The 21,624-nt window shown below is 36.1% G+C and carries 20 protein-coding genes and 1 riboswitch; of the genes, 4 read left to right on the plus strand and 16 right to left on the minus strand.

All coding sequences use genetic code 11. The annotated features are described in order from the left end of the window. Positions 1-64 precede the first annotated feature (64 nt). Positions 65-2,479: a heavy metal translocating P-type ATPase gene (locus NG743_RS08665; protein ID WP_257121851.1), complete on the minus strand. Its 2,415-nt coding sequence runs from the start codon at positions 2,477-2,479 to the stop codon at positions 65-67. A gap of 613 nt (positions 2,480-3,092) precedes the next feature. Continuing rightward, positions 3,093-3,368, minus strand: coding sequence for a TM2 domain-containing protein (locus NG743_RS08670; protein WP_027403977.1), 276 nt, complete (start codon positions 3,366-3,368; stop codon positions 3,093-3,095). Between the two features lie 409 nt (positions 3,369-3,777). Here NG743_RS08670 and NG743_RS26855 point away from each other — a divergent pair, with 409 nt between their 5' ends. Both NG743_RS26855 and NG743_RS08675 read left to right on the plus strand, forming a co-directional pair. Beyond that, positions 3,778-3,978: a pentapeptide repeat-containing protein gene (locus tag NG743_RS26855; protein WP_371316535.1), complete on the plus strand. Its 201-nt coding sequence runs from the start codon at positions 3,778-3,780 to the stop codon at positions 3,976-3,978. Between the two features lie 549 nt (positions 3,979-4,527). After that, positions 4,528-6,123, plus strand: coding sequence for an IS1634 family transposase (locus tag NG743_RS08675; RefSeq protein ID WP_257122116.1), 1,596 nt, complete (start codon positions 4,528-4,530; stop codon positions 6,121-6,123). An 888-nt stretch (positions 6,124-7,011) separates the two neighbouring features. Here the strand turns inward: NG743_RS08675 and NG743_RS08685 are convergent. From NG743_RS08685 to NG743_RS08735, 11 genes are all read right to left on the minus strand, one after another. After that, complete coding sequence (locus NG743_RS08685; RefSeq protein ID WP_027400587.1) at positions 7,012-7,656, minus strand: universal stress protein; 645 nt, start codon at positions 7,654-7,656, stop codon at positions 7,012-7,014. A 158-nt stretch (positions 7,657-7,814) separates the two neighbouring features. After that, positions 7,815-7,930, minus strand: a riboswitch (cyclic di-AMP (ydaO/yuaA leader). A 351-nt stretch (positions 7,931-8,281) separates the two neighbouring features. Continuing rightward, entirely contained in the window at positions 8,282-9,283 is a 1,002-nt protein-coding gene (locus NG743_RS08690) for a transaldolase (protein ID WP_027400588.1), read from the minus strand. A gap of 136 nt (positions 9,284-9,419) precedes the next feature. Further along, complete coding sequence (gene pyk / locus NG743_RS08695) at positions 9,420-10,850, minus strand: pyruvate kinase (RefSeq protein WP_193964320.1); 1,431 nt, start codon at positions 10,848-10,850, stop codon at positions 9,420-9,422. A gap of 151 nt (positions 10,851-11,001) precedes the next feature. Further along, the gene (gene gap, locus NG743_RS08700) at positions 11,002-12,027 is read right to left on the minus strand and encodes a type I glyceraldehyde-3-phosphate dehydrogenase (RefSeq protein WP_027400590.1); all 1,026 of its coding nucleotides are present in this window, start codon (positions 12,025-12,027) and stop codon (positions 11,002-11,004) included. Between the two features lie 197 nt (positions 12,028-12,224). Then, positions 12,225-12,743 (minus strand): DUF29 family protein, encoded by a 519-nt coding sequence (locus NG743_RS08705; RefSeq protein ID WP_257121852.1) that lies wholly within the window; start codon positions 12,741-12,743, stop codon positions 12,225-12,227. Between the two features lie 5 nt (positions 12,744-12,748). Continuing rightward, positions 12,749-13,267, minus strand: coding sequence for a DUF29 family protein (locus NG743_RS08710; protein WP_027400592.1), 519 nt, complete (start codon positions 13,265-13,267; stop codon positions 12,749-12,751). Between the two features lie 5 nt (positions 13,268-13,272). Further along, positions 13,273-13,791 (minus strand): DUF29 family protein, encoded by a 519-nt coding sequence (locus tag NG743_RS08715; RefSeq protein WP_027400593.1) that lies wholly within the window; start codon positions 13,789-13,791, stop codon positions 13,273-13,275. A gap of 53 nt (positions 13,792-13,844) precedes the next feature. Beyond that, the gene (gene brnA, locus NG743_RS08720) at positions 13,845-14,078 is read right to left on the minus strand and encodes a type II toxin-antitoxin system BrnA family antitoxin (protein WP_096664968.1); all 234 of its coding nucleotides are present in this window, start codon (positions 14,076-14,078) and stop codon (positions 13,845-13,847) included. A gap of 110 nt (positions 14,079-14,188) precedes the next feature. Beyond that, on the minus strand, positions 14,189-14,518 hold the full coding sequence (locus tag NG743_RS08725) for a helix-turn-helix domain-containing protein (protein ID WP_193964480.1): 330 nt from the start codon (positions 14,516-14,518) through the stop codon (positions 14,189-14,191). A 10-nt stretch (positions 14,519-14,528) separates the two neighbouring features. Next, a complete protein-coding gene (locus NG743_RS08730; protein WP_193964482.1) occupies positions 14,529-14,888 on the minus strand; it encodes a type II toxin-antitoxin system RelE/ParE family toxin in 360 nt (119 codons plus the stop codon). A gap of 7 nt (positions 14,889-14,895) precedes the next feature. Then, entirely contained in the window at positions 14,896-16,725 is a 1,830-nt protein-coding gene (locus NG743_RS08735; protein WP_051424193.1) for a WG repeat-containing protein, read from the minus strand. Between the two features lie 398 nt (positions 16,726-17,123). Between NG743_RS08735 and NG743_RS08740 the strand changes: the two genes are divergently transcribed. Further along, positions 17,124-17,399: a type II toxin-antitoxin system HicA family toxin gene (locus NG743_RS08740; RefSeq protein WP_027403976.1), complete on the plus strand. Its 276-nt coding sequence runs from the start codon at positions 17,124-17,126 to the stop codon at positions 17,397-17,399. Continuing rightward, positions 17,365-17,745: a type II toxin-antitoxin system HicB family antitoxin gene (locus NG743_RS08745; protein WP_027403975.1), complete on the plus strand. Its 381-nt coding sequence runs from the start codon at positions 17,365-17,367 to the stop codon at positions 17,743-17,745. The genes NG743_RS08740 and NG743_RS08745 overlap by 35 nt, the downstream gene beginning before the upstream one ends. A gap of 209 nt (positions 17,746-17,954) precedes the next feature. Here NG743_RS08745 and brnA (NG743_RS08750) read toward each other — a convergent pair whose 3' ends face one another. The 3 genes from brnA (NG743_RS08750) to NG743_RS08760 form a co-directional block, all read right to left on the minus strand. Then, a complete protein-coding gene (gene brnA, locus NG743_RS08750) occupies positions 17,955-18,188 on the minus strand; it encodes a type II toxin-antitoxin system BrnA family antitoxin (RefSeq protein ID WP_027403974.1) in 234 nt (77 codons plus the stop codon). Then, positions 18,178-18,441: a BrnT family toxin gene (locus NG743_RS08755; RefSeq protein ID WP_027403973.1), complete on the minus strand. Its 264-nt coding sequence runs from the start codon at positions 18,439-18,441 to the stop codon at positions 18,178-18,180. The genes brnA (NG743_RS08750) and NG743_RS08755 overlap by 11 nt, the downstream gene beginning before the upstream one ends. Before the next feature lie 103 nt (positions 18,442-18,544). Continuing rightward, the gene (locus tag NG743_RS08760) at positions 18,545-21,487 is read right to left on the minus strand and encodes a serine/threonine-protein kinase (protein WP_257121853.1); all 2,943 of its coding nucleotides are present in this window, start codon (positions 21,485-21,487) and stop codon (positions 18,545-18,547) included. Positions 21,488-21,624 lie beyond the last annotated feature (137 nt).

Consider the following 21,624-nt stretch of genomic DNA (forward strand, 5'->3'; position numbering starts at 1 on the left):
GTCTTTGAGGACAGAAAAATCCTCAATCCCGAATCGAGTGACTTTTAACTTTCACTTTGTGCTGCTAGGGAACGAACCTCCTTAATAAAATTGAGTTGGTAACAACACTGACGGAGCTAAAAGCCATTAATGCTGCTGCACTGGCAGGTCCTAGAACGAAACCGTAGGCAGGTAATAATATACCAGCGGCTAGGGGAATACCTATCGTATTATAGGCAAAAGCCCAAAATAAATTCTGACGGATAGTATTAAAAGTGGCTCGACTTAGCTGAATAGATTTTACAACATCGGTCAGGGAATTTCTCATTAAGATAATTTCAGCCGTTTCCATAGCGACATCGGTTCCAGAATGTAGGGCGATACCGACATCTGCCTGTGATAAGGCTGGAGCGTCATTGATGCCATCTCCTACCATAGCAACAAATGTGTTGATCTTCCCACATTGAAGAGATTGAATGGTGGCGGCTTTTTGGGCTGGGGGGATACCTGCCATGATGTCGGTGTTGGCGATTCCTAGTTGTTTAGCGATCGCCTTGGCTGCTTCTAATCTATCACCACTAAGGATCATCACGCGCAAACCCATTTGTCGGAGTTTATCTACTGCGGTTTTCGCATCTGGTCTGAGGGTATCACTAACGGCAATTAATCCGCTTAAAGTTCCATCTACAGCTACACCAATTACGGTTTTTCCTTCTGTGGCTAGTCTTTGTCTCTGTTTTTCTGCTGTTTCATTAATATTGATTTGGTGGTAATTAAACCATTCCCAGTTACCTAAAAGAACTTTTTTTCCCTCGACGACAGCGGATACGCCCATACCTGGTTCGGTATGGAAGTCTACAGCATGGGGGATGATTAACTCTCTGGCTTTGGCTTCTTGCTGAATAGCTGTAGCTAGGGGGTGATAAGTACCACTTTCTACGGCTGCGGCTAGTTGAATGAGAGATGATGGTAAAGTTGATTCGGCAATAACTAGACAATCAGTGACAGTGGGTTTACCTGTGGTGAGAGTTCCGGTTTTATCAAAAACTACCGTGTCTAGTTTGTGGACTTTTTCTAAAACGTCGCCACCTTTGATTAATAGTCCCCGTTCTGCACCCATTCCTGTTCCTACTAAAATCGCTGTCGGGGTAGCTAATCCTAAAGCACAGGGACAAGCAACTACCATCACAGCGATCGCTAATTTTAAACTAATTAATAGGGAAGAATATTGAGTGTGCGGTAATAAATGTTGGGGATTATGTCCCATATTGTGAGCCATTGCCATCGCCCCGGACATGGTAACATCTGGCCAGAGGTGAGTTCCCAGCAAATACCAAAATACGAAGGTTAAACCAGCCGCTGTTAAGACACCATAAGTAAAATATCCAGCCACCGTATCAGCTAATTTTTGGACTGGGGCTTTGCGAGTTTGGGCGGCTTCTACTAAAGCCACAATTTGGGCTAAAATTGTATCATCACCGGTGCGGGTAGCTTGAATAGCGATCGCTCCTGATTGATTTAAAGTTCCCCCAGTCACAGTATCTCCCGGTTGCTTCATCACAGGTACTACTTCCCCTGTCAGCATGGATTCATCTATGGTAGTTTGTCCAAAACGCACCTCACCATCTACAGGAATTTTATCCCCCGGTAACACCTGCAACCATTCGCCCACACGCACCTGTTCTGCCGGAATCTCCATAATATTTGCCCCAGCAATCAATTTTTCCGGTTCTGGGTTAATAATTAACCGGGCTGTTTGGGGGGCTAAAGCCAACAATTGGCGAAACGCTTTAGCAGCGCGTCCTCTAGCCTGTTTTTCCAAAGTCCTCCCCAAAAGAATAAAACCCAGCATCATCACAGGTTCATCAAAAAAGCATTCCCAACCCATTTGGGGAAACAATAACGCTACCAAACTTGCAGTATAGGCTGTTAACGTTCCCAAACCAATGAGAGTATTCATATTCGGCGCACCCCGTCGCCAACCTAGCCAACCTTCCACTAAAATTGGTCTACCAGGAATAATAATAGCGATCGTCGCCAATCCACAATGAAACCAGATATCATTTAAAAAGGGAAAAATAACAGATCCAATATTACCAAAATGACCAATTCCCGATAGTAGCAGTAATAGACCAGCAATTCCTAACTGTCTAACTGTCCCCTGCATTTCCTGGCGTTGTCTTGCTTCCACAGCGGATTGCAGATTATCACCAGCACTTTTACCCGTCCGTAATTGGCTAGGAAATCCTGTAGCCGTTAATCCTTGAACTAACGCCTCTATATCTACAGTACCAACTTCTGCCTCTACGACTGCAACTTCCGTTGCGAGATTAACACAAACGCTTTTAACCCCTGAATGCTGAATAAGCTGTTTTTCTACTGCATTCACGCATCCAGCGCACTTCATCCCCCCAACATCTAAAATAATTTTCTCTGAGTTAAGTATTTTTGTGGGGGGGACAGATTCTCTAAGTATTTCAGATTTTGGGATCAGTTGCATGGCTAGTTTTGAGGTTCGCTTTTGTTAGTTTAACGCTTAATAACCAGCGTCTCTACTTTGAGGTTAAGGGAAATCTGCCACTTTCACCAAGTGAACAATATTAAGTTTCCGTTTAAAACCCCAACTCCCCAAAATCATCTAAATCCGGCGTTGCTGATAGCCTGCGTGGCGTAGCCATATTGAGGTATGAAATTCCCAAATTGAACCTTTAAAAATCTTACCTTTGCGTCTACTCTATACGAGATCACGAAGCGTGATTGCGTCTTTGCATGAGACTAAATCATCTAAATCACAAACATCATAGTTTAATTTTAGCTGTGTAAATTACAGCAGTTAATTGTACTGGTAACATCAAAATTAGGCTTTTACAGAAATAATTAATTTCCCAGTCTGATACTATACTAAAATATCCCGTACTCATTATTAGCAAGACTAACAAGTGCATCTGTTTATATTTGAGCAACTGCATATTAAGTAGGTGAACACAATAAAACCAACCTGTGTAAAGAAACGTAAAATCGCCCAAACCCTTTTCACTGTTCCCTCTTGCCTTTTGCCTTGCCATAACGACAATTTTCAACGCCAACCTACTTAATTTGACATGACAAACTTTCTAAAACCAACCTTGCTTATTCACAAAATAGGTATTAACAAATTCTTCATGAGATTTATTTAAGTAAATCATAGCTTCAATCAAACCAACAAGCTGCATAACTATTAATGTAAATCCATAGGTAAAAGAACCACCGATTATAGAAACTGCTAACATAATAAAACCTTCTAAAGTATAACCAAGAATGAATTTATGTAGCCCAAATCCACCAAAAATAATTCCAGCATAACCAGCTAACAGTTGTTTCATAGTGTGAGATGGGTTAATATTAGTCATATTGAGATATACTCCTTGGTAATTAGTAATTGGTAATTAGTGATTAGTCCTATTTATTTACTGATAATCCTATATATGATTTAAATAATGATAAGATACTCATGAAAAGCCATCATCAAAATACTAAATTTTTCGCTCAGACATAGCAAATTTGCAGAGAAATATTGTGCTTAATATTCACCAAATTTCAGGTAATAATTAACCTCAAAATCAGTAAATATCCAACATATCCAACACTATGGATTTTTCTACATATCTATTATTGTGAAATCCGGAAGATTTTTTTGAGAAGTAAGTAGGCAGGCAAATAAATTTTCCTATCCAAAATCTATTTTTTTGGCTAAAGGTAATTTTTTACTCCTTTTTTATGAATCAATTTCCGTAATAACAGATTGTGACAGTTAAGGCTGTGGAATGTGGGTTACAGCGGTTGATAAATGATAATAAATCATATATTAAACAGCCTACATCCAAAAATAGCGGCAAGGCTTACCTGAGAAACGCTAACCTAAGCGGTGCTGAACTAAGTAATACTATATTGACCGACGCTAACTTCAATCTTGCCAGAGTTACAAATGCTGACTTTAGAACATCGCGGGGCAATTGTTAAGGATAAGATAGCTTAAAACCGCCTCAGAATAAATTCTGAGTCTAATAGCAAAAGTCGTCTCAAGACGACTAGAATAATCGTTGAGTCCGTTTTAATGGACTTCAGCTATTAGACTGGTAATTAATTCCCAGACGGGTTAGAAGGACAATGATGAATGTTTATTAGTTCAACAGAGCTAAGTGAAATTATTATCTCTGCACCTGCACCAGTTTTATTTTTAGATATTTGCGGCTTTTTTAGCCCACATTCCGCACCCTGAACTGTCACATATCAAAAAAGCCTAGCGAGTAGTACATAATAACTAAAAATCATTCGAAGGGTAAGAGGCTTAATGATAGTAAGTAGCATTAAGCTGGGCATGGAGTGAGAAAGTGGAACTTCGTAACGGGACTGAAAGAAAGAGAAAATTCGATATGATTAAAAAATTAATTGTTCACAAAAGCAAGAAATGAGAGAATCACAATAGAACAAGTAGAGGAATCTGTTGTGAAATTAAAACCCCAAGAAATAGAAATTCAAAACATAGATCATCTAGGGATAGTAGCAGGGATGATAGATTCAATCGGAATAGTAGAAATAATAAATGAATTAATAGGAGTTGAAAAAGACGAGAAAGTAAGTGCAGGTCAAGTAGTAAAAGCCATGATAATAAACGGGTTAGGATTTGTATCGAAACCCTTATATATGTTTCCCCAATATTTTGAAACAATCGCCTGTGAACATCTAATAGGAGCAGGAGTAAAACCAGAATATCTCAACGACGATAAACTGGGGAGAGTTATGGATAAACTATTTATCAAAGGATTGGATACACTATTTTTTATCATAGCCTTAAAAGCAGCACAAAAATTTGGAGTATCACTGTCAACGTCGCATTTAGACTCATCATCAATACACGTGCATGGGCAATATAATACAAGTTTACCAGAAGTAATATTTGAGAATCAAAAAGTAGGAAATAACCAAGAATTAGAAGAATTAGCAGTAAAATCACCAAAAGAGATAACCATCACCTACGGTTATTCCCGTGACCATAGACCAGATTTAAAACAATTCATCATAGAAATGATATGTTCAGGAGATGGAGACATACCAATATTTTTAAAACTAGCATCAGGAAACCAAACAGATTCATCATGCTTTGGTCAAATAGCAGTAGAATATCAAAAACAATTAGAAGTTAATAGTCTCATCGTTGCTGACGCTGCTTTATATACAGAATCAAACCTGAAAATGATGTCAGAATTACGTTGGTTATGTCGAGTACCATTAAGCATAAAAGCAGCAAAATCATTAATATCAACATTACCAGAATCAGAATTTATTGATAGTACAATACCAGGATATAAATTAGCATCAAAAACCGAAAATTATGCAGGGATAGAACAAAGATGGTTAGTAGTGCAAAGTCAAGAAAGAAGAGAATCAGACCTGCGTAAGCTCAGACAAAAAATTACCAAAGCAGAATCAAAAGCTGTGAAAGATTTGAAAAAGTTATCACAAGAGAGATTTGCTTGTGAGGCTGATGCTATCAAGGCATTATCAAAATTATCAAAACAATTCAAATATCATCAAATTAACGAAATTTTGGTTACTCAAATCAAATTTAAGACAAAAGATTCTTCAGAAGAAATATCTTACCAAATATCAGCTACAGTTTCCGAAAATGAAAGTAAAATTAATACAGAATTGCTGAGTGCAGGACGTTTTATTATTGCTACGAATGTTTTAGATTCAAATGAACTTAGCAATGATTCCATGCTGAGTGAATATAAAGCTCAACAGTCTTGTGAGCGGGGGTTCGGTTTTCTTAAAGACCCATTATTTTTTGCAGACAGTATTTTTCTCAAAAGTCCTGAGAGAATAGAGTCTCTGGGAATGATTATGGGTTTATGTCTACTGGTTTATACTTTGGCTCAACGTCAAATTAGAAATGCTCTGAAAGATTCTAAATCAACAATTAAAAATCAATTAGGTAAAGCAACTGACCGTCCTACTTTACGCTGGATTTTTCAATGCTTTCAGTGTATTCATTTAGTTGAATATAACAACGAACAACACGTCTCTAATTGGACTCAAGATAGGGATTTTATTCTGAATCTTTTACCAGATGATTGTTTTCATTACTATCAATTAGCCACTTAATTCTTCTCTCCATTAATTTAATTAATATCAGATTTAGGAGCTAATCTGTTTGATTTATTGCTCTATTTTACTATGTCTATAATTTCGTTTTTTACTTCAATTTATTAGTCTAACTTATAATCTGTATCTTGAATATCTTCATTTATTTATCTTTTTCTCCCTCTGGGTGGTGTTCATTCTTGTTGCTCCTTATTGACAATGGGTTTTGATGCCATTTTTGGTGTTTTTCTTTTTTGCCAATGTATTTTCTCGATAATATGTTATTTTTTATTCTCAATTTTATTTCTTGCCTATGTAATTCCACTCCTGTGACAGTTGGGGTGCGGAATGTGGGTTATTGACAATGGGTTTTGATGCCATTTTTGGTGTTTTTCTTTTTTGCCAATGTATTTTCTCGATAATATGTTATTTTTTATTCTCAATTTTATTTCTTGCCTATGTAATTCCACTCCTGTGACAGTTGGGGTGCGGAATGTGGGTTTTTAGATATCGTTAAGGAATTGAGAAATAAAATATTTTAATTTAAATAAACAATCCTGGAGAAACATTAAAAAATTCTCCTAATGCTTTTGCTTAAGCCTTACTAATTGCTCTTTTCCTATTCACAACCTCAGAAACCACACCTTTAGAACCAATAACTCCTACCAAATCAGATTGTTTAATTCCCCTAGCATTCATTAAATGTTCTAACATGGCATGGGGAGATGATGGTTCAATAGGGTAGTGTTTATTTTTATTTGAAAATGCAAATCTTACTTGATCAATATGTTCTCATTTAGAGAACGGTTTATCAATAGAAGTTAGGAATTAACGAAAAAGCCACTTAAAGTATAAGTGACTTTTCATAATTTGAAATTAATTCCCATCACTTTCATTGAAAACAGAGAATTATTCATTAATAGAATGGGGAATACCCAAAACTGCACAAGGGAAATTTTTACCGAGTGTTGTAATCATGGGATGATTACTAGATTGGCAGCCTAAAAAGAGAATATCTGCACTTTCTAATTGCACAACCTTCTTCAGTTCTTTAGCAATGTTGCCAAATCGCAAATGAGATTTAAACGAACCTTGCCATTCTTCGGCTAGAGTTTTGGCTTGCCAAATAATTCTGTCTGCTTCCTTAATAGAAGTCCTAGATTCTCTTTCCAATTGCGGTAAAATTGCTGTTCCTTTGGGTTGATTTAATCGCAACGTGGCTGGCTTTGATGTATTGCTGAATTGGGATTCTAATTGAGCTTTATTATTGGCAACATTGAATATATCAACAGACTGGCAATTGAAGTTTTCTTCTACTACATAAACGGCTTGAACTGTAATTTGAGAGTTAGTAGCTAAACTCGTTTGGTGAGCAATCCAACAAGCGATATCTAGGGCTGTGTGACTTTCAGGTGAACCATTATATCCCACGATAAAATTGGCTGATTTTGCCTGAGAAACTCTTTTAGAAAATGATTTTTGAGTTTCTGGTAGTAATACCATTTGTTCAATTAGGTCATCACGACCGATAGCACTTTGTAATCGTGCTAACATTGGCTTAATTTTCACAGTTTTAACTTCTCTCCCTTGAAACGATTAATCAATGAGAAGCGGGGGATGACAATTTTAAATTTCAGATTTATCTCAAATCCAAAATCTAAAATTTATTTAAGGAAGCCCCAATCATAACTGAATATTACAGCCAAGATTTTGGAAGTTCCTTCCATTGCCGACGGAGTTAGCTGACGGGCTAAGACTGGAAGGTGTCTCTCGTAAGATTAGCCCCAAATACTTGGTTCCTCCGTTTCAAATTCAGCTTTGATGAATTTGAATTAGGCTACCCACTAAAAATATATTAATACTATTACACTAGGTTTAAATAAAGTCAAGGTTAAGAATATTGAGGATATGGTTGTAGTCAGGAGCTTAATTACTAATTTTTCCTATTTTTACTAATATTTAATGATTTAAACTATTTTAATATTGCCAGAATTAAAAAAGTTGGAATTTAGCTATAATTCGTGATTTGATTATGTTTAAGGGCTATTTTTCAAGATTTAAAAAAAATGAATTAATTGAAACAGGAGATTCTTAACAGCCTTGTAGTAGATCAAGCAGGTAATAGGTAATAGAGAACAAGTAAGAATTTTACCAATTACCAATTACCTATTACCAATTATTAAGCAGTTACCTTTTCACTTTCTAAACGAGCCAATCTTTCGGCCAGTAGTTTTTCCAAAGAAATCAAAGCCTTGGTAAAACCATCAATACCTTCTGCAAGTTTATCAGAAGCCATGCGATCGCCATTGTGCATTTGATCAAAAGTAGCTTTATCAACAGAGATTTTGGCAGTTGATAACCCTGCTGCCTTGGCAGGATCAAGTTTGCGGGGTAATTCAGCAACAGTGTTTTGCAATTCTGTCAACAACCCTGGAGAAATAGTCAGCAAATCGCAACCAGCCAATTCTGTAATTTCACCAATATTGCGGAAACTAGCGCCCATTACCTCAGTTTTATAACCAAACTTTTTATAGTAGTTATAAATGGTAGTGACAGATAATACACCTGGATCTTCTGCTGCGGGGTAGCTATCCCGACCAGTATCTTTCTTGTACCAGTCAAGAATCCGACCAACGAAGGGAGAAATCAAAGTGATCCCAGCTTCCGCACAGGCGATCGCTTGGTGCAGACCAAATAGTAAAGTTAAGTTACAGTGAATACCTTCTTTTTCCAAAATTTCCCCAGCTTTGATACCTTCCCAAGTGGAGGCAATTTTAATCAAAACCCGCTCTTTAGAAATACCAGCAGCTTTATACTGAGCGATCAAATCCCGGGCTTTAGCTACAGTAGCATCCGTATCATAAGATAATCGAGCATCTACTTCTGTAGACACCCGACCAGGAATAATTTGCAAAATCTTTAATCCAAAAGATACCGCTAAACGGTCAAAAGCCAGGGATACCACCTGTGCTTGACTAGCGGCAGTGCCAGCATCTTTTTTAGCTTTGAGTAAAGTTTGATCAACAATATCCTGATATTCCGCCATTTGTGCCGCAGCAGTAATCAGTGAAGGATTAGTAGTAGCATCTTGAGGTTTAAACTGTTCAATTGATTGGATATCTCCCGTATCCGCTACCACAACGGTTACTGCCCGTAGTGCTTCTAGTAAGTTCTTAGGCATAACATACTCCAATGTCAGTGGTCAGTAGTCAGTGGTCAGTAGTCAGTGGTTAGGGGTCAGTGGTTAGGGGTTAGGGAACAAGAATTTTCCCAATTACCAATCACCTACCCATTACCAACTACCCATTTTAAATGCGTCATGCCGTAATTGGCTGTCCAATAGAATGCACTTTAATTAAACTTGTTGTTCCAGATTGACCAATTGGGACACCAGAGGTAATCACCACCTTGTCTCCTTCCTGAACTAAACCACTATCTACAACGGTGTTTACCACATTCACAAACATTTCTTCGGCGCTGTGAACAGGTTGAATTAGTAGGGGTTCTACACCCCAAGATAAAGCCAATTGACGGTAAGCTGTACAGTCAGAAGTCAGCGCAATAATTGGTGTGCTGGGACGATATTTAGAAACCAGTTTGGCTGTACTTCCTGATGTAGTATTACAGAGAATCGCCTTCGCACCAATTTCATAAGCAATGCGACACACCGATTGAGATACTGATTCTGTCACTGTCAGACTACCTGCTGTAGGACTCCACGAATGTCTATTTCCCTCTTGGAGTACAGTTTCTGTTCTTAATGCAATATTGTGCATAGTTTGGACAGCAGCGATCGGATATTCACCCATTGCAGTTTCCCCAGATAACATAACTGCATCTGTGCCATCTAAGATCGAGTTGGCGACATCTGTAGCTTCAGCGCGAGTGGGGTCGGGAGAGCTAATCATAGACTCTAACATTTGGGTAGCCGTAATCACTGGTTTACCAGCTTGATTACAACGACGGGCAATTTCTTTTTGAATGAGGGGGACTTCATAAATCGGTACTTCCACCCCCAAATCACCACGAGCAATCATAATTCCGTCCGCGACTTGCAGGATAGCATCTAGCTGTTCCACTGCTTCTGCTCGTTCAATTTTGGCAATCAGCCGAATCTTTGAGCCAGCACCTTCAATCATGCGGCGTGCAGGTTCGAGGTCTTGGGGCGATCGCACAAAGGAAACTGCAACCCAGTCTACACCTAATTGTATCCCAAATCGCAAATCCATTAAATCCTTTTCCGTAATCGAACTTACGGGTAAAGGAGTAGCGGGTAAATTCACACCTTTATGAGAAGAAATCAAACCGCCAATATTCACCTGAGCGCGAATTCTATCAGCGTCACGACTGGTAACAGTTAATTTCACCCGACCATCATTAATTAAAATGGGTTCACCACATCGCATCATAGCGAATAGGGTGGGTAGAGGTAAGGGTAACTCGTCAATATTTTCCCCCTTCTCCTGTAAGAGGAAAGTCACCTCCTTACCAGCCTCTAACATTAACCCTTCCGGTGGTAATTTCCCCAACCGAATCTTTGGACCACACAAATCTTGCATAATTGCAATTGGCTTATGTAAATCCTTGCTAATCTGGCGCAGATGATGAAAAACCTGTCCGTGAGCTTCATAAGCACCATGAGAAAAATTTAACCGCGCCATATTCATTCCTGCCCTTACCAAAGCTTCTAACTTCTCAGGTGAAGATGTAGCCGGTCCAATAGTACAAACAATTTTTGTGCGACGCATAAGTATGTAAGGAGTAACGTTAAGGTAGCACACTCCGTTAAGCCCTGGAAGAGGCAGGGGAGCAGGGAGCGGGGAGCAGGGGGAGAAGAATATTAATCTTGCTCTTACCTCTTGCGGTTCTCACTGTCACCTGTCACCTGTCACCTGTCACCTAAATCAATCCTTCTTTTTTGGCCATTGACAGCATCAAATCAATGACGCGGTTGGAGTAACCCCATTCGTTGTCATACCAGGAGACAATTTTGAAGAAATTAGCATTCAGTTCAATTCCTGCACCCGCGTCGAAGATGCTAGAGTGGGAATCACCTTGAAAATCTGTAGATACTACTTCTTCATCGGTGTAACCCAATACACCTGATAAATTACCTTCCGCAGCTTTTTTCATCGCTGCACAGATTTCTTTGTAAGAAGTGGCTTTGGTGGTTTTGAAAGTCAAGTCAACCACGGAGACATCAGGAGTGGGAACTCTCAAAGCCATACCAGTTAACTTACCTTTCAATTCTGGTAACACCAAAGCCACCGCTTTAGCCGCCCCTGTAGCGGAGGGAATTATATTTTGACCCGCACCCCGTCCACCGCGCCAATCTTTGCGACTGGGACCATCTACCGTGGGCTGAGTGGCTGTTGTGGCGTGAACTGTGGTCATTAACCCTTCAGCTAAACCGAAGTTATCATTAATGACTTTCGCAATGGGCGCTAAACAATTTGTAGTACAACTTGCATTGGAGACAATCAAGTCTTTGGCGGGGTCAAATAAGTGATGATTTACACCCATGACCATTGTTTTTACCTTTTCCGGTTCTTTTGTCGGTGCGGAGATGACAACCCGCTTTGCACCTGCTTTCAGGTGATTTTCCGCCCCAGCATAATCGGTGAAGAGTCCTGTAGATTCAACAACATAATCTACTCCCAATTTACCCCAAGGTAGTTCTGCGGGATTTCGCATAGATACACAGGGGACAAAATGACCGTCAATTACAATACCGTCTTCTCTAGCTTCAACTTTGCTTTTCAATCTCCCGTGTGTAGAGTCGTACTTGAGAAGATAAGCAAGGTTATCGGGGGGAACTAAATCGTTAATTCCTACAAATTCAATATTGGGATTAGTAAGACCAGCACGTAACACAAGTCTACCAATTCGACCGAATCCATTAATACCAATTTTCAACTTCGTCAAAATTAAACCTCCTGTGTTGGGAATTTCAGCAAAGGTTAACTGGCCCGGTTAATTCTAGTCTGACTTAGCTGATTCTTACAGTCACAAAAGGCATAAAGTTAATTTAACTGGCATATTTTAAGGTTTAGTTATTGTTCGTTGATTACTTGTGATCATTGGCTACTGAGTTTAAATATTTATGTATCTGTATCAATATCTCACTTCTTACCTAATTTCCAATCTTCACCACCGGGTAACTGTATTAACAGTTCAGCAATAGTTTTTGGTAACTCTTTCACAGAATGTAAATGAGTCAATTCCAAAAATTTCCTAGCGATAGAGATTACCTCATTTTTATTAACCATTTCCACTAATTGAAATTCATTATAAATCCCATTCAAAACTTCTAAACTAGCGTCAGCTATGGCTAATTCAATTTCATCTTCTAACCAACTATCCCATTCATCCTGGTTGATATAATAGGATTTCTTATTTTCTTTGAGATTTATTTTTTTAATTTCTATCAATGAATTACGAATAGAAGCAACCCAAGAATTAGTTAATCGGGTTTCTATTTGGTTTTTAACTAAATGAATTAACAAAATTCTCAAAAATGCTTGAATATTTCGTAAAATCGCTTGTTTACTCATCCCCTCTAATTCATCAACAATAGCCAAAGCATCGGTGTAACGTTGTTCTAGAATACTGTTTCTGAGGTCTATTAGTTCTTGTGTCATATTGATTACCTTTTCCCTAACTTCCAATCTTCACCACCGGGTAAATTACCTAAATAATCATCAATAATATCTGGCAATTCTCTAATTTGATAATTATAGGTCAAGTTAATTAACTCAGTTGCAGTTAATATTAATTGTGGTTTATTTAACATTTGAGAAATTTGTTGTCTTTGAAATTTTCCATTCATTATTTCTAAACTTGCAGGACGAATTGCTAACTCTATAGCATCTTCTAAGATTTCTACCCATTCATCAATATTCAGATAGTAAGATTTTTTATTATCTTTTAAATTCAATTTCTTAATTTCTAAAATTGAACTTTCAATTGATGCAGCCCAAGAATTAGTTAACCGCTGTTCCACTTGATTTTTAATCAAATGAATCATCAATCTCAATAAAAATGCTTGAATATTCCGTAAAATCGCTTGTTTACTCATCCCCTCTAATTCATCAACAATAGCTAAAGCGTCCGTATAACGTTGTTCTACAATACTGTTTCTGAGGTCTATTAGTTCTTGTGTCATATTGATTACCTTTTCCCTAACTTCCAATCTTCACCACCGGTTAAATTACCTAAATAATCATCAATAATATCTGGTAATTCTCTAACTTGATAATTATAGGTGAAGTTAATTAACTCGGTTGCAGTTAATATTAATTGTGGTTTGTTTAACATTTGGGAAAGTTGCTGACGCTTAAATTTTCCATTCATTATTTCTAAACTAGCGTCAGCTATGGCTAATTCAATTTCATCTTCTAACCAACTATCCCATTCATTTTGATTGATATAATAGGATTTTTTATTTTCTTTGAGATTTATTTTTTTAATTTCTACCAATGAATTGCGAATAGAAGCAACCCAAGAATTAGTTAATCGGGCTTCTATTTGGTTTTTAATCAAATGAATTAACAAAATTCTCAAAAATGCTTGAATATTCCGTAAAATAGCTTGTTTACTCATCCCCTCTAATTCATCAACAATAGCTAAAGCATCGCTGTAACGTTGTTCTAAAATACTATTTCTGAGGTCTATTAATTCCTGTGTCATATTGATTACCTCAAGTTGGAAATTTACTAAATAAACGTCTGCTTCTACTATAACTAATTGGTAATCACTTTTTTATCCAGACGTTCAGCCAGCCACAATTTAATAATAGAATCAGAAGTCACACCTAAACGTTTTGCTTCCTGTTCTAAGGCTTCTATCATCCAAACAGGAAAATCAATATTAACTCTTTTTTGTGTATACCCTGAATGATGTACTTGAGATAAGTCTAAAAACTCAGTAATATCTTCACCATTGTCAAACTTAGTATCAAATTCTTCAGCTTTCATAAATATTAACCTCTTCAGTACGAGAACGACGAACAGAAATAATTCTTATTTTATCACTACGATAGGTAATGACTGCTGACCAATATTTATCAGTATTATATAAACTAGCATTAAGCAATTTTTTGATAGACAACATTAATTTTTGGTTGAGATTTATCTTGCTGTTGATTTGTTACCATTATTTCTACATTTTGACCTAGTTTAATTAAATAACTTAATAAATTTTCAATCGTAAATTCTTTGAGAATACCGTTAGTTAAATTATTTATTTGTTCAAGTTCTAAGCCTAAAATTTGTGCGGTTTGTTGAGGTGTAATTTGTTGCTGTTCTAAAATATCAGCAATAACAGAAGCTAATTTAACTTTGGCTAGTTTTTCTTCAGCATTAGCAAATCCTAAATCTTGAAATATGTTCCCAGAACTGATTGTATAATCTAACATAATCTTGATCTCATGATTCTCTAGTTTGTGAAATTTGGATTGCTGTTTGTAATCGCTGGTGAATTAAATCAATAGTTTGTTGAGGTGTTTTGATACCTTTGGGTGATTTTTTCTTGAAAGCATGGAGAATATACACAGCATTATCTATTTTTATAGCATAAATAGTGCGGTATGTATCGGTTTGATCATTGTTGCGAATTTCAAATACTCCATTAAATCCTTTTAATAGTTTTATTTTAGGATGATTTTGATTAGTTTGCACGCGATAAAGAATATACCCAATTTCATCAATTATATCTTCAGGAAATTCTAGAAGTTCTTCTTTAGCAGAGTTTACCCAGATAACTGTTTTGATTGTATCATTAGTCATAATTTAGTTAATAAACTATCTTTCCTGTTTTATCTATTAAGTAATCTTTGCCACTAATTGTTACTTTTGCTAATCCTTCTGAAAACGATTCAGCATTATTAAACTGATAAGGAATAACTATTTGACCATTAGCATTTATATAACCACATTTATCTCCTATTCGTACAGTCGCCAGTCCTTCTGAAAACCATACAGTCCTATCAAATTGACAAGAAATAACTATTTGACCATTAGTATTTATATATCCGTATTTTTCCCCTATTTTTACGGCTGCTAGTCCTTCAGAGAACCAGTAAATCTGATTAAACTGACAGGGAATAACTATTTGACCATTAGTGTTTATATACCCATATTTTCCTCCTATTTGTACTATTGCTAGTTCTTCTGAAAAATTATCAGCATAATCAAACTGACAGGGAATAATCACTTGACTATTAGTATTTATATACCCATATTTTCCTCCTATTTGTACGGTTGCCAGTTCTTCTGAAAAATTATTAGCATAATCAAACTGACAGGGAATAACTATTTGACCATTAGTGTTTATATAACCATATTTACCTCCTATTTGTACAGTCGCCAGTCCTTCTGAAAACCACAAAGTCTTATCAAATTGACAAGAAATAACTAATTGACCATTAGTATTGATAAATACCCATTTTTCTGCTATTTTTACTTTTGCTAGTCCTTCTAAAAACGACTCAGTATCATCAAACTGACAGGGAATAACTAATTGACCATTAGTATTAATAAATCCCCATTTTTCTGCTATTTCTACTTTTGCTAGTCCTTCTGAAAAATCAGAAGCATTATCAAATTGATAGGGGATAGCTAATTCACCAATAGTATTGATAAATCCCCATTTTTCTCCTTTTATTACACGTGCTAGTCCTTCAGAAAAATTATAAGCAAGACCAAACTGGTAGGGAATAACTAATTTACCCCCACTAACATAACCATATTTTCCATTAAGTCTAACTGGAACTAACTTAGGTACTGCTAATAATCTTTGATTAATTACAAAAATTCGATTTAATTCATCCAGAGCTTCCTTTGCATTTCTATGACGTTCTTTCCAATCATAACGTACCATCTTAGAGATAAACTGCTCTAACTTGTCACTTATTTCAACCTGGTCAATCCAAATAATTTCACCATCATCATCTTCAGCAAATAAGCGTGGTGATCGATCAACTAATGCCTGAATTGCAGTCATCCCTAAAGCATAAATATCACTACTAAATTTAGGTTTACCCCTAGCCTGTTCTAAAGGCTTATATCCCCATGTACCAATACCAATAGTTCGGGTAGTAGAGCCTGATTTCATGGCAATAGTAGTATTAATTTGTTTGATTGCACCAAAATCAATCAATACTAATTTCCCATCTTTACGGCGCATAATATTGTCAGGTTTAACATCACGATGAATCACCTTATTTTCATGGACATAAACCAATATTTCTAAAACATCTCGTAACAGTTGAATTACATCATTTTCACTCAACTTTTTGCCAGGGCTGATTTCATTAGTTAAATCTTTACCTTCAATAAATTCTTGAATTATATAAAAGTCTTCACCTTCTTGAAAATGGGCATATAATTTAGGAATTTGATCGTGATTTTGTCCTAATTCATATAAAATTCTTGCTTCTTGTTCAAATAAACGGAGACTATCCCTGTCAATCTCTGTAGGTTTTAAACGCTTCACCACACAAACCGGTTTAGGAGTCACGGGAATATCTAAATCTTCTGCAAGGTAAGTTTCCCCAAACCCACCTTTCTTGAGTTCTAGTTCTTTAACAATCCTGTAACATTGACGGAGAATATTACCAATCATAGATTCAATAGATTCAATAATGTTATTGTTGATGATTGTTCCTGTATTGAGAATTATTGGGTTGTCAATAGTGTTTATTTTTTGTTGGTCATCTTTTGTACTTTATTTAGTAAACAATATTGAGTTATTTTGTAGTATTAGAGACTTCCAAATAAAAAAATGTCCCAAAACTAACGCAAAAACCCTCCCTATTTCTTCTCTCTCTGTGTTCTCTGTGCCTCTGTGGTTCGTTTGTTCATTTATTTATTGGGATAATTTATTTCCTGGAAGTCCCTTAGTGCTTGATTTTACGGTAGAAATAACTATATCTGATTTTAAAACTAAAAACAAGCGATCGCTTTTGGGCGGATTTTGCCAATGGTAAAAATTTATGATACTATATATGGTATCATCGCTCCGTGAGCAAATTAAGAAAATTAGTAGTTAAATTCCTGAAACTACCTCCAGAAGTAAGATTTGAGGATGTGTACTATCTTTTAGAAGCTTTTGGCTTTGAAGAAAAACGTTCTAAAGGTAGCCATCATAGTTTTAGAGATTCCCAAGGTAGAAAAGTTACTGTACCGAAAACAGGAGGACAGAAAGTTAAAGGAGTCTATGTTCAGCAAATAGTTGAGTTATTAAATTTAGAAGAGTGGATAAATGAAAACACTGAATCAGACGAACAAGCAGATTGAACAATCACCCTTAGAATACTATTTAAAGCTTCAATACCCTATCACCCTATACCCAGATATTGAAGGGGGATATGTAGCACAAATTAAAGATTTACCTGGATGTCTCACTCAAGGAGAAACCATAGAAGAGACAATGACAAATATTAATGAAGCGCGAGAATTGTGGATAGAAACGGCTTATGAAGCAGGTGATAATATTCCTTTACCCAGTACAGATGATAGTTATAGTGGTAAGTTAATGTTAAGAATGCCTAAATCATTACATCGGCGGTTATCTGAAACTGCGGAAAGGGAAGGAGTAAGTTTAAATCAATATATTGTATCTTTAGTGAGTGCAGCAAAGTAATAATGGGAGTTTAGCCGAAAAGATAGATCAGGAATTATATGAATAATAGTCAATTAATGGAATTTAATAATATAAACCGAATATTTTTCACTGAAATATGTTGCCAGAACTGATTGTATAATCTAACATAATCTTCCTCTCATGATTGTCTAGTTTGTGAAATTTGGATTGCTGTTTGTAATCGCTGGTGAATTAAATCAATATTATAACTAATTGGTAATCACTTTTTTATCCAGACGTTCAGCAAGCCACAATTTAATAATAGAATCAGAAGTCACGCCTAAACGTTTTGCTTCCTGTTCTAAAGCTTCTATCATCCAAACAGGAAAATCAATATTAACTCTTTTTTGTGTATACCTTGGATGATGTACTTGAGATAAGTCTAACAACTCAGTAATATCTTCACCATTATCAAACTTAGTATCAAATTCTTCAGCTTTCATAAATATTGGCCTCTTCAGTACGAGAACGACGAACAGAAATAATTCTTATTTTATCACTACGATAGGTAATGACTGCTGACCAATGTTTATCAGCTATCTTGCCAATAACTAAAAATCTGGGTTCATCGGTTGTGTTTGCGGGGACTTCTACTAGATGCGTATCTCTCCAAAGTTTTTGTGCTTCAATAAAATCAATGTTATGTTTAGTTTTATTTGTTGCACTTTTGTTTGCATCAAATTCAAATTCCATCATTATTTTTGCATCTTTGTGTTTTGATTTTAATAAACTATGTTATCTATTAAGTGTTATTTGCCATTAATTGTTATTTTTGCTAATCCTTTACAAGGATAATTTACTAATTTAAACGCCCCAATTGTCTTAATAAATCATTGTGATTATTTATTGCTGGTTGAAAATCTGGTTTAATACTAATTGCCTTCTTGTATGATTTTAGTGCTTCTTCATATCTTTGGAATTGAAGTAGAATGTTGCCGCGCTTATACCAAGCTAGATGTAAGTCAGACTTGATAGAAATAGCTTTATCGAAGGATAAAAGTGCTTCTGTATATCTTTGTAATTGACTTAGAGCAAAACCTCGGTTTTTCCAAGCTAGATAATCGTCAGGGTTGATAGTAATGGCTTTGTCAAAGGATGTAATTGCTTCTTTGTATTTTTGTAAATAATATAGTGACAAACCTCTATGACACCAAGATTTGGAATCGTCAGGGTTAATTGTAATGGCTTTATCATAGGATGCGATCGCTTCTTGGTACATTTCTAAGTTCTCTAAGGAAAAACCTCGGTTACACCAAGATTTAGCATCGTCAGGATTGATGGCAATGGCTTTGTTATAGGATATAATCGCTTCTTCGTATTTTTGTAATTGATCTAGTGTATTACCTCGGAAATACCAAGATTCATAGTCTTTAGGGTTGATAGCAATGGCTTTGTCAAAGGATGCGATCGCTTCTTGATACATTTGCAGAGAACATAGGGAAATACCTCGAAAATACCAAGCTGGATGAAAGTCAGTTTTTATGGTAATGGATTTGTCAAAAGAGTTGATCGCTTCCTGGTATTTTTGCAGATAATATAGAGTAAGACTTCGGAAATACCAGTATCGATGGTCATCAGATTTGATGGCAATGGCTTTGTCAAAAGATGTAATCGCTTCTTGGTATTTTTGTAATTGACCTAGTGTATTACCTCGGAAATACCAAGATTGATGGTCATCAGATTTGATGGCAATGGCTTTGTCGAAAGATGTAATCGCTTCTTGGTATCTTTGCAAATAATATAGAGAAATACCTCTATTATACCAAGAATGAGCATCGTCAGGATTGATGGAAATAGCTTTGTCGTAGGATATAATTGCTTCTTGGTATCTTTGCAAATTAGATAATGCAAGACCTAGATTATTCCAAGCTGGATAATATTTAGGTTGAATGATAATAGCTTTTTCATAAGATGCGATCGCTTCTTCGTATTTTTGTAAATTCTCTAGGCACAAACCCCGGTTATTCCAAGCATCATAAAAGTCAGGTTTAATAGCAATAGCTTTTTCATAAGATGCGATCGCTTCTTCGTATTTTTGTAAGTTTGCTAGGGAAATACCCCGGTTATGCCAAGCTAGATAAAAGTCAAGTTTAATAGCAATAGTTTTATCATAGGATGCAATCGCTTCTTGGTATTTTTGTAAGTTGTATAGGGAGTTACCCCGGTTATACCAAGCTTCATAATAGTCAAATTTAATAGCAATAGCTTTATCGAAAGATGCGATTGCTTCTTGGTATTTTTGTAATTGGTTTAGGGAAAAACCTCGGTTATGCCAAGCATAATCATGGTCAGGTTTAATAGCAATAGCTTTATCGAAAGATGCGATTGCTTCTTGGTATTTTTGTAATTTCTCTAGGGAAAAACCCCGGTTATTCCAAGCATCATAAAAGTCAGATTTAATAGCAATAGCCTTATCGTAAGATGCGATCGCTTCTTGGTATTTTTGTGATTTCTCTAGGGAAAAACCCCGGTTATTCCAAGCTACATAAAAGTCAGGTTTAATAGCAATGGCTTTGTCAAAAGATGTAATTGCTTCTTGGTATTTTTGTAATTCGTTTAGGGAAAACCCCCGGTTATGCCAAGCTTCATGAAAGTCAGATTTAATAGCAATAGCTTTATCGAAAGATGCGATCGCTTCTTGGTATTTTTGTAAGTTGTCTAGGCAAAGCCCCCGTCCATACCAAGCTTCATGAAAGTCAGGTTTAATAGCAATAGCTTTGTCATAGGATGCGATCGCTTCTTGGTATTTTTGTAATCTTAATAATTTATTCCCCTCTACAAATAAATCTTTAACGGAAAACTGATTTAATTGATCATTTAACTCATTCCAAAAATTTTTTGCATAATTAAATAATAATTTATTCCCATCCTCAAGCCAATCTTTAACTTGATATTGTGTTCCTGAATGTATATTCTGTTGTTGACTAACTCCAAAAATTTTATTTAATTCTTCTAATGCTTCTTTCGCATCTTGATAGCGTTGTTTCCAATAATAACGCACCATTTTAGTGATGAAATGAGCGAATTTATCACTTACTTGAGATCCATAGTGCCAAAGAATCTCTCCATCTTGATCGTCTGGCAAGGAATGAGGAGGAAGTCCAATTAAAGCCTGAATTGCTGTCATCCCCAAAGCATAAATATCACTACTTAATTTAGGTTTACCTGCCTTCTGTTCTGCTGGCGTATATCCTTCTGTATAAACACCAACAGTTTTACTGGTAAACCCTGATTTCATAGCAATAGTAGTATTAATCTGTTTCACCACCCCAAAATCAATTAATACTAACTTCCCATCTTTACGCCGCATAATATTGGCTGGTTTAATATCCCGATGAATTACATTATTTTCATGGACATAAACCAAGATTTCTAAAACATCTCGTAAAAGTTGAATTACTTCCCCTTCACCCAGCTTTTTACCAGGTGTTATTTCTTCAGTTAAATCATGTCCATCAATAAATTCTTGAATCAAATAAAATTCTTGACCTTCCTGAAAATGGGCATACAATTTAGGAATTTGATCGTGATTTTCTCCTAGTTTATATAATATTTGTGCTTCTTGTTCAAATAAACGGATACTATTCATATCAATCTCTGTAGATTTTAAACGTTTAACTACACAAACTGGTTTAGGAGTTACGGGAATATCTAAATCTTCTGCACGGTATGTTTCACAAAACCCACCCTCACCCAATTTTTTGATAATTCTGTAACGTTGACGGAGAATATTACCAATCATAGAAATATATTTTTATAACCCTGGTTATTAAATTCTAGCATCAAGAGCAATGGACTTTTACAAGATTACGCAAACTTTAGATGGGTAGGGGTTTAGCAGTGCTAAACCCTTACCGATAAAATCAGCTTGACTCAATT

This window comes from Dolichospermum heterosporum TAC447, from assembly GCF_024584745.1.
Taxonomy (GTDB): domain Bacteria; phylum Cyanobacteriota; class Cyanobacteriia; order Cyanobacteriales; family Nostocaceae; genus Dolichospermum; species Dolichospermum heterosporum.

Coding starts and splice junctions, on each gene's coding strand:
- NG743_RS08665 (WP_257121851.1), bottom strand. CDS start 2,479: ATGCAACTGATCCCAAAATCTGAAATACTTAGAGAATCTGTCCCCCCC.
- NG743_RS08670 (WP_027403977.1), bottom strand. CDS start 3,368: ATGACTAATATTAACCCATCTCACACTATGAAACAACTGTTAGCTGGT.
- NG743_RS08675 (WP_257122116.1), top strand. CDS start 4,528: ATGATAGATTCAATCGGAATAGTAGAAATAATAAATGAATTAATAGGA.
- NG743_RS08685 (WP_027400587.1), bottom strand. CDS start 7,656: ATGTTAGCACGATTACAAAGTGCTATCGGTCGTGATGACCTAATTGAA.
- NG743_RS08690 (WP_027400588.1), bottom strand. CDS start 9,283: ATGCCTAAGAACTTACTAGAAGCACTACGGGCAGTAACCGTTGTGGTA.
- pyk (WP_193964320.1), bottom strand. CDS start 10,850: ATGCGTCGCACAAAAATTGTTTGTACTATTGGACCGGCTACATCTTCA.
- NG743_RS08705 (WP_257121852.1), bottom strand. CDS start 12,743: ATGACACAAGAACTAATAGACCTCAGAAACAGTATTCTAGAACAACGT.
- NG743_RS08710 (WP_027400592.1), bottom strand. CDS start 13,267: ATGACACAAGAACTAATAGACCTCAGAAACAGTATTGTAGAACAACGT.
- NG743_RS08715 (WP_027400593.1), bottom strand. CDS start 13,791: ATGACACAGGAATTAATAGACCTCAGAAATAGTATTTTAGAACAACGT.
- brnA (WP_096664968.1), bottom strand. CDS start 14,078: ATGAAAGCTGAAGAATTTGATACTAAGTTTGACAATGGTGAAGATATT.
- NG743_RS08725 (WP_193964480.1), bottom strand. CDS start 14,518: ATGTTAGATTATACAATCAGTTCTGGGAACATATTTCAAGATTTAGGA.
- NG743_RS08730 (WP_193964482.1), bottom strand. CDS start 14,888: ATGACTAATGATACAATCAAAACAGTTATCTGGGTAAACTCTGCTAAA.
- NG743_RS08735 (WP_051424193.1), bottom strand. CDS start 16,725: ATGATTGGTAATATTCTCCGTCAATGTTACAGGATTGTTAAAGAACTA.
- NG743_RS08745 (WP_027403975.1), top strand. CDS start 17,365: ATGAAAACACTGAATCAGACGAACAAGCAGATTGAACAATCACCCTTA.
- brnA (WP_027403974.1), bottom strand. CDS start 18,188: ATGAAAGCTGAAGAATTTGATACTAAGTTTGATAATGGTGAAGATATT.
- NG743_RS08755 (WP_027403973.1), bottom strand. CDS start 18,441: ATGATGGAATTTGAATTTGATGCAAACAAAAGTGCAACAAATAAAACT.
- NG743_RS08760 (WP_257121853.1), bottom strand. CDS start 21,487: ATGATTGGTAATATTCTCCGTCAACGTTACAGAATTATCAAAAAATTG.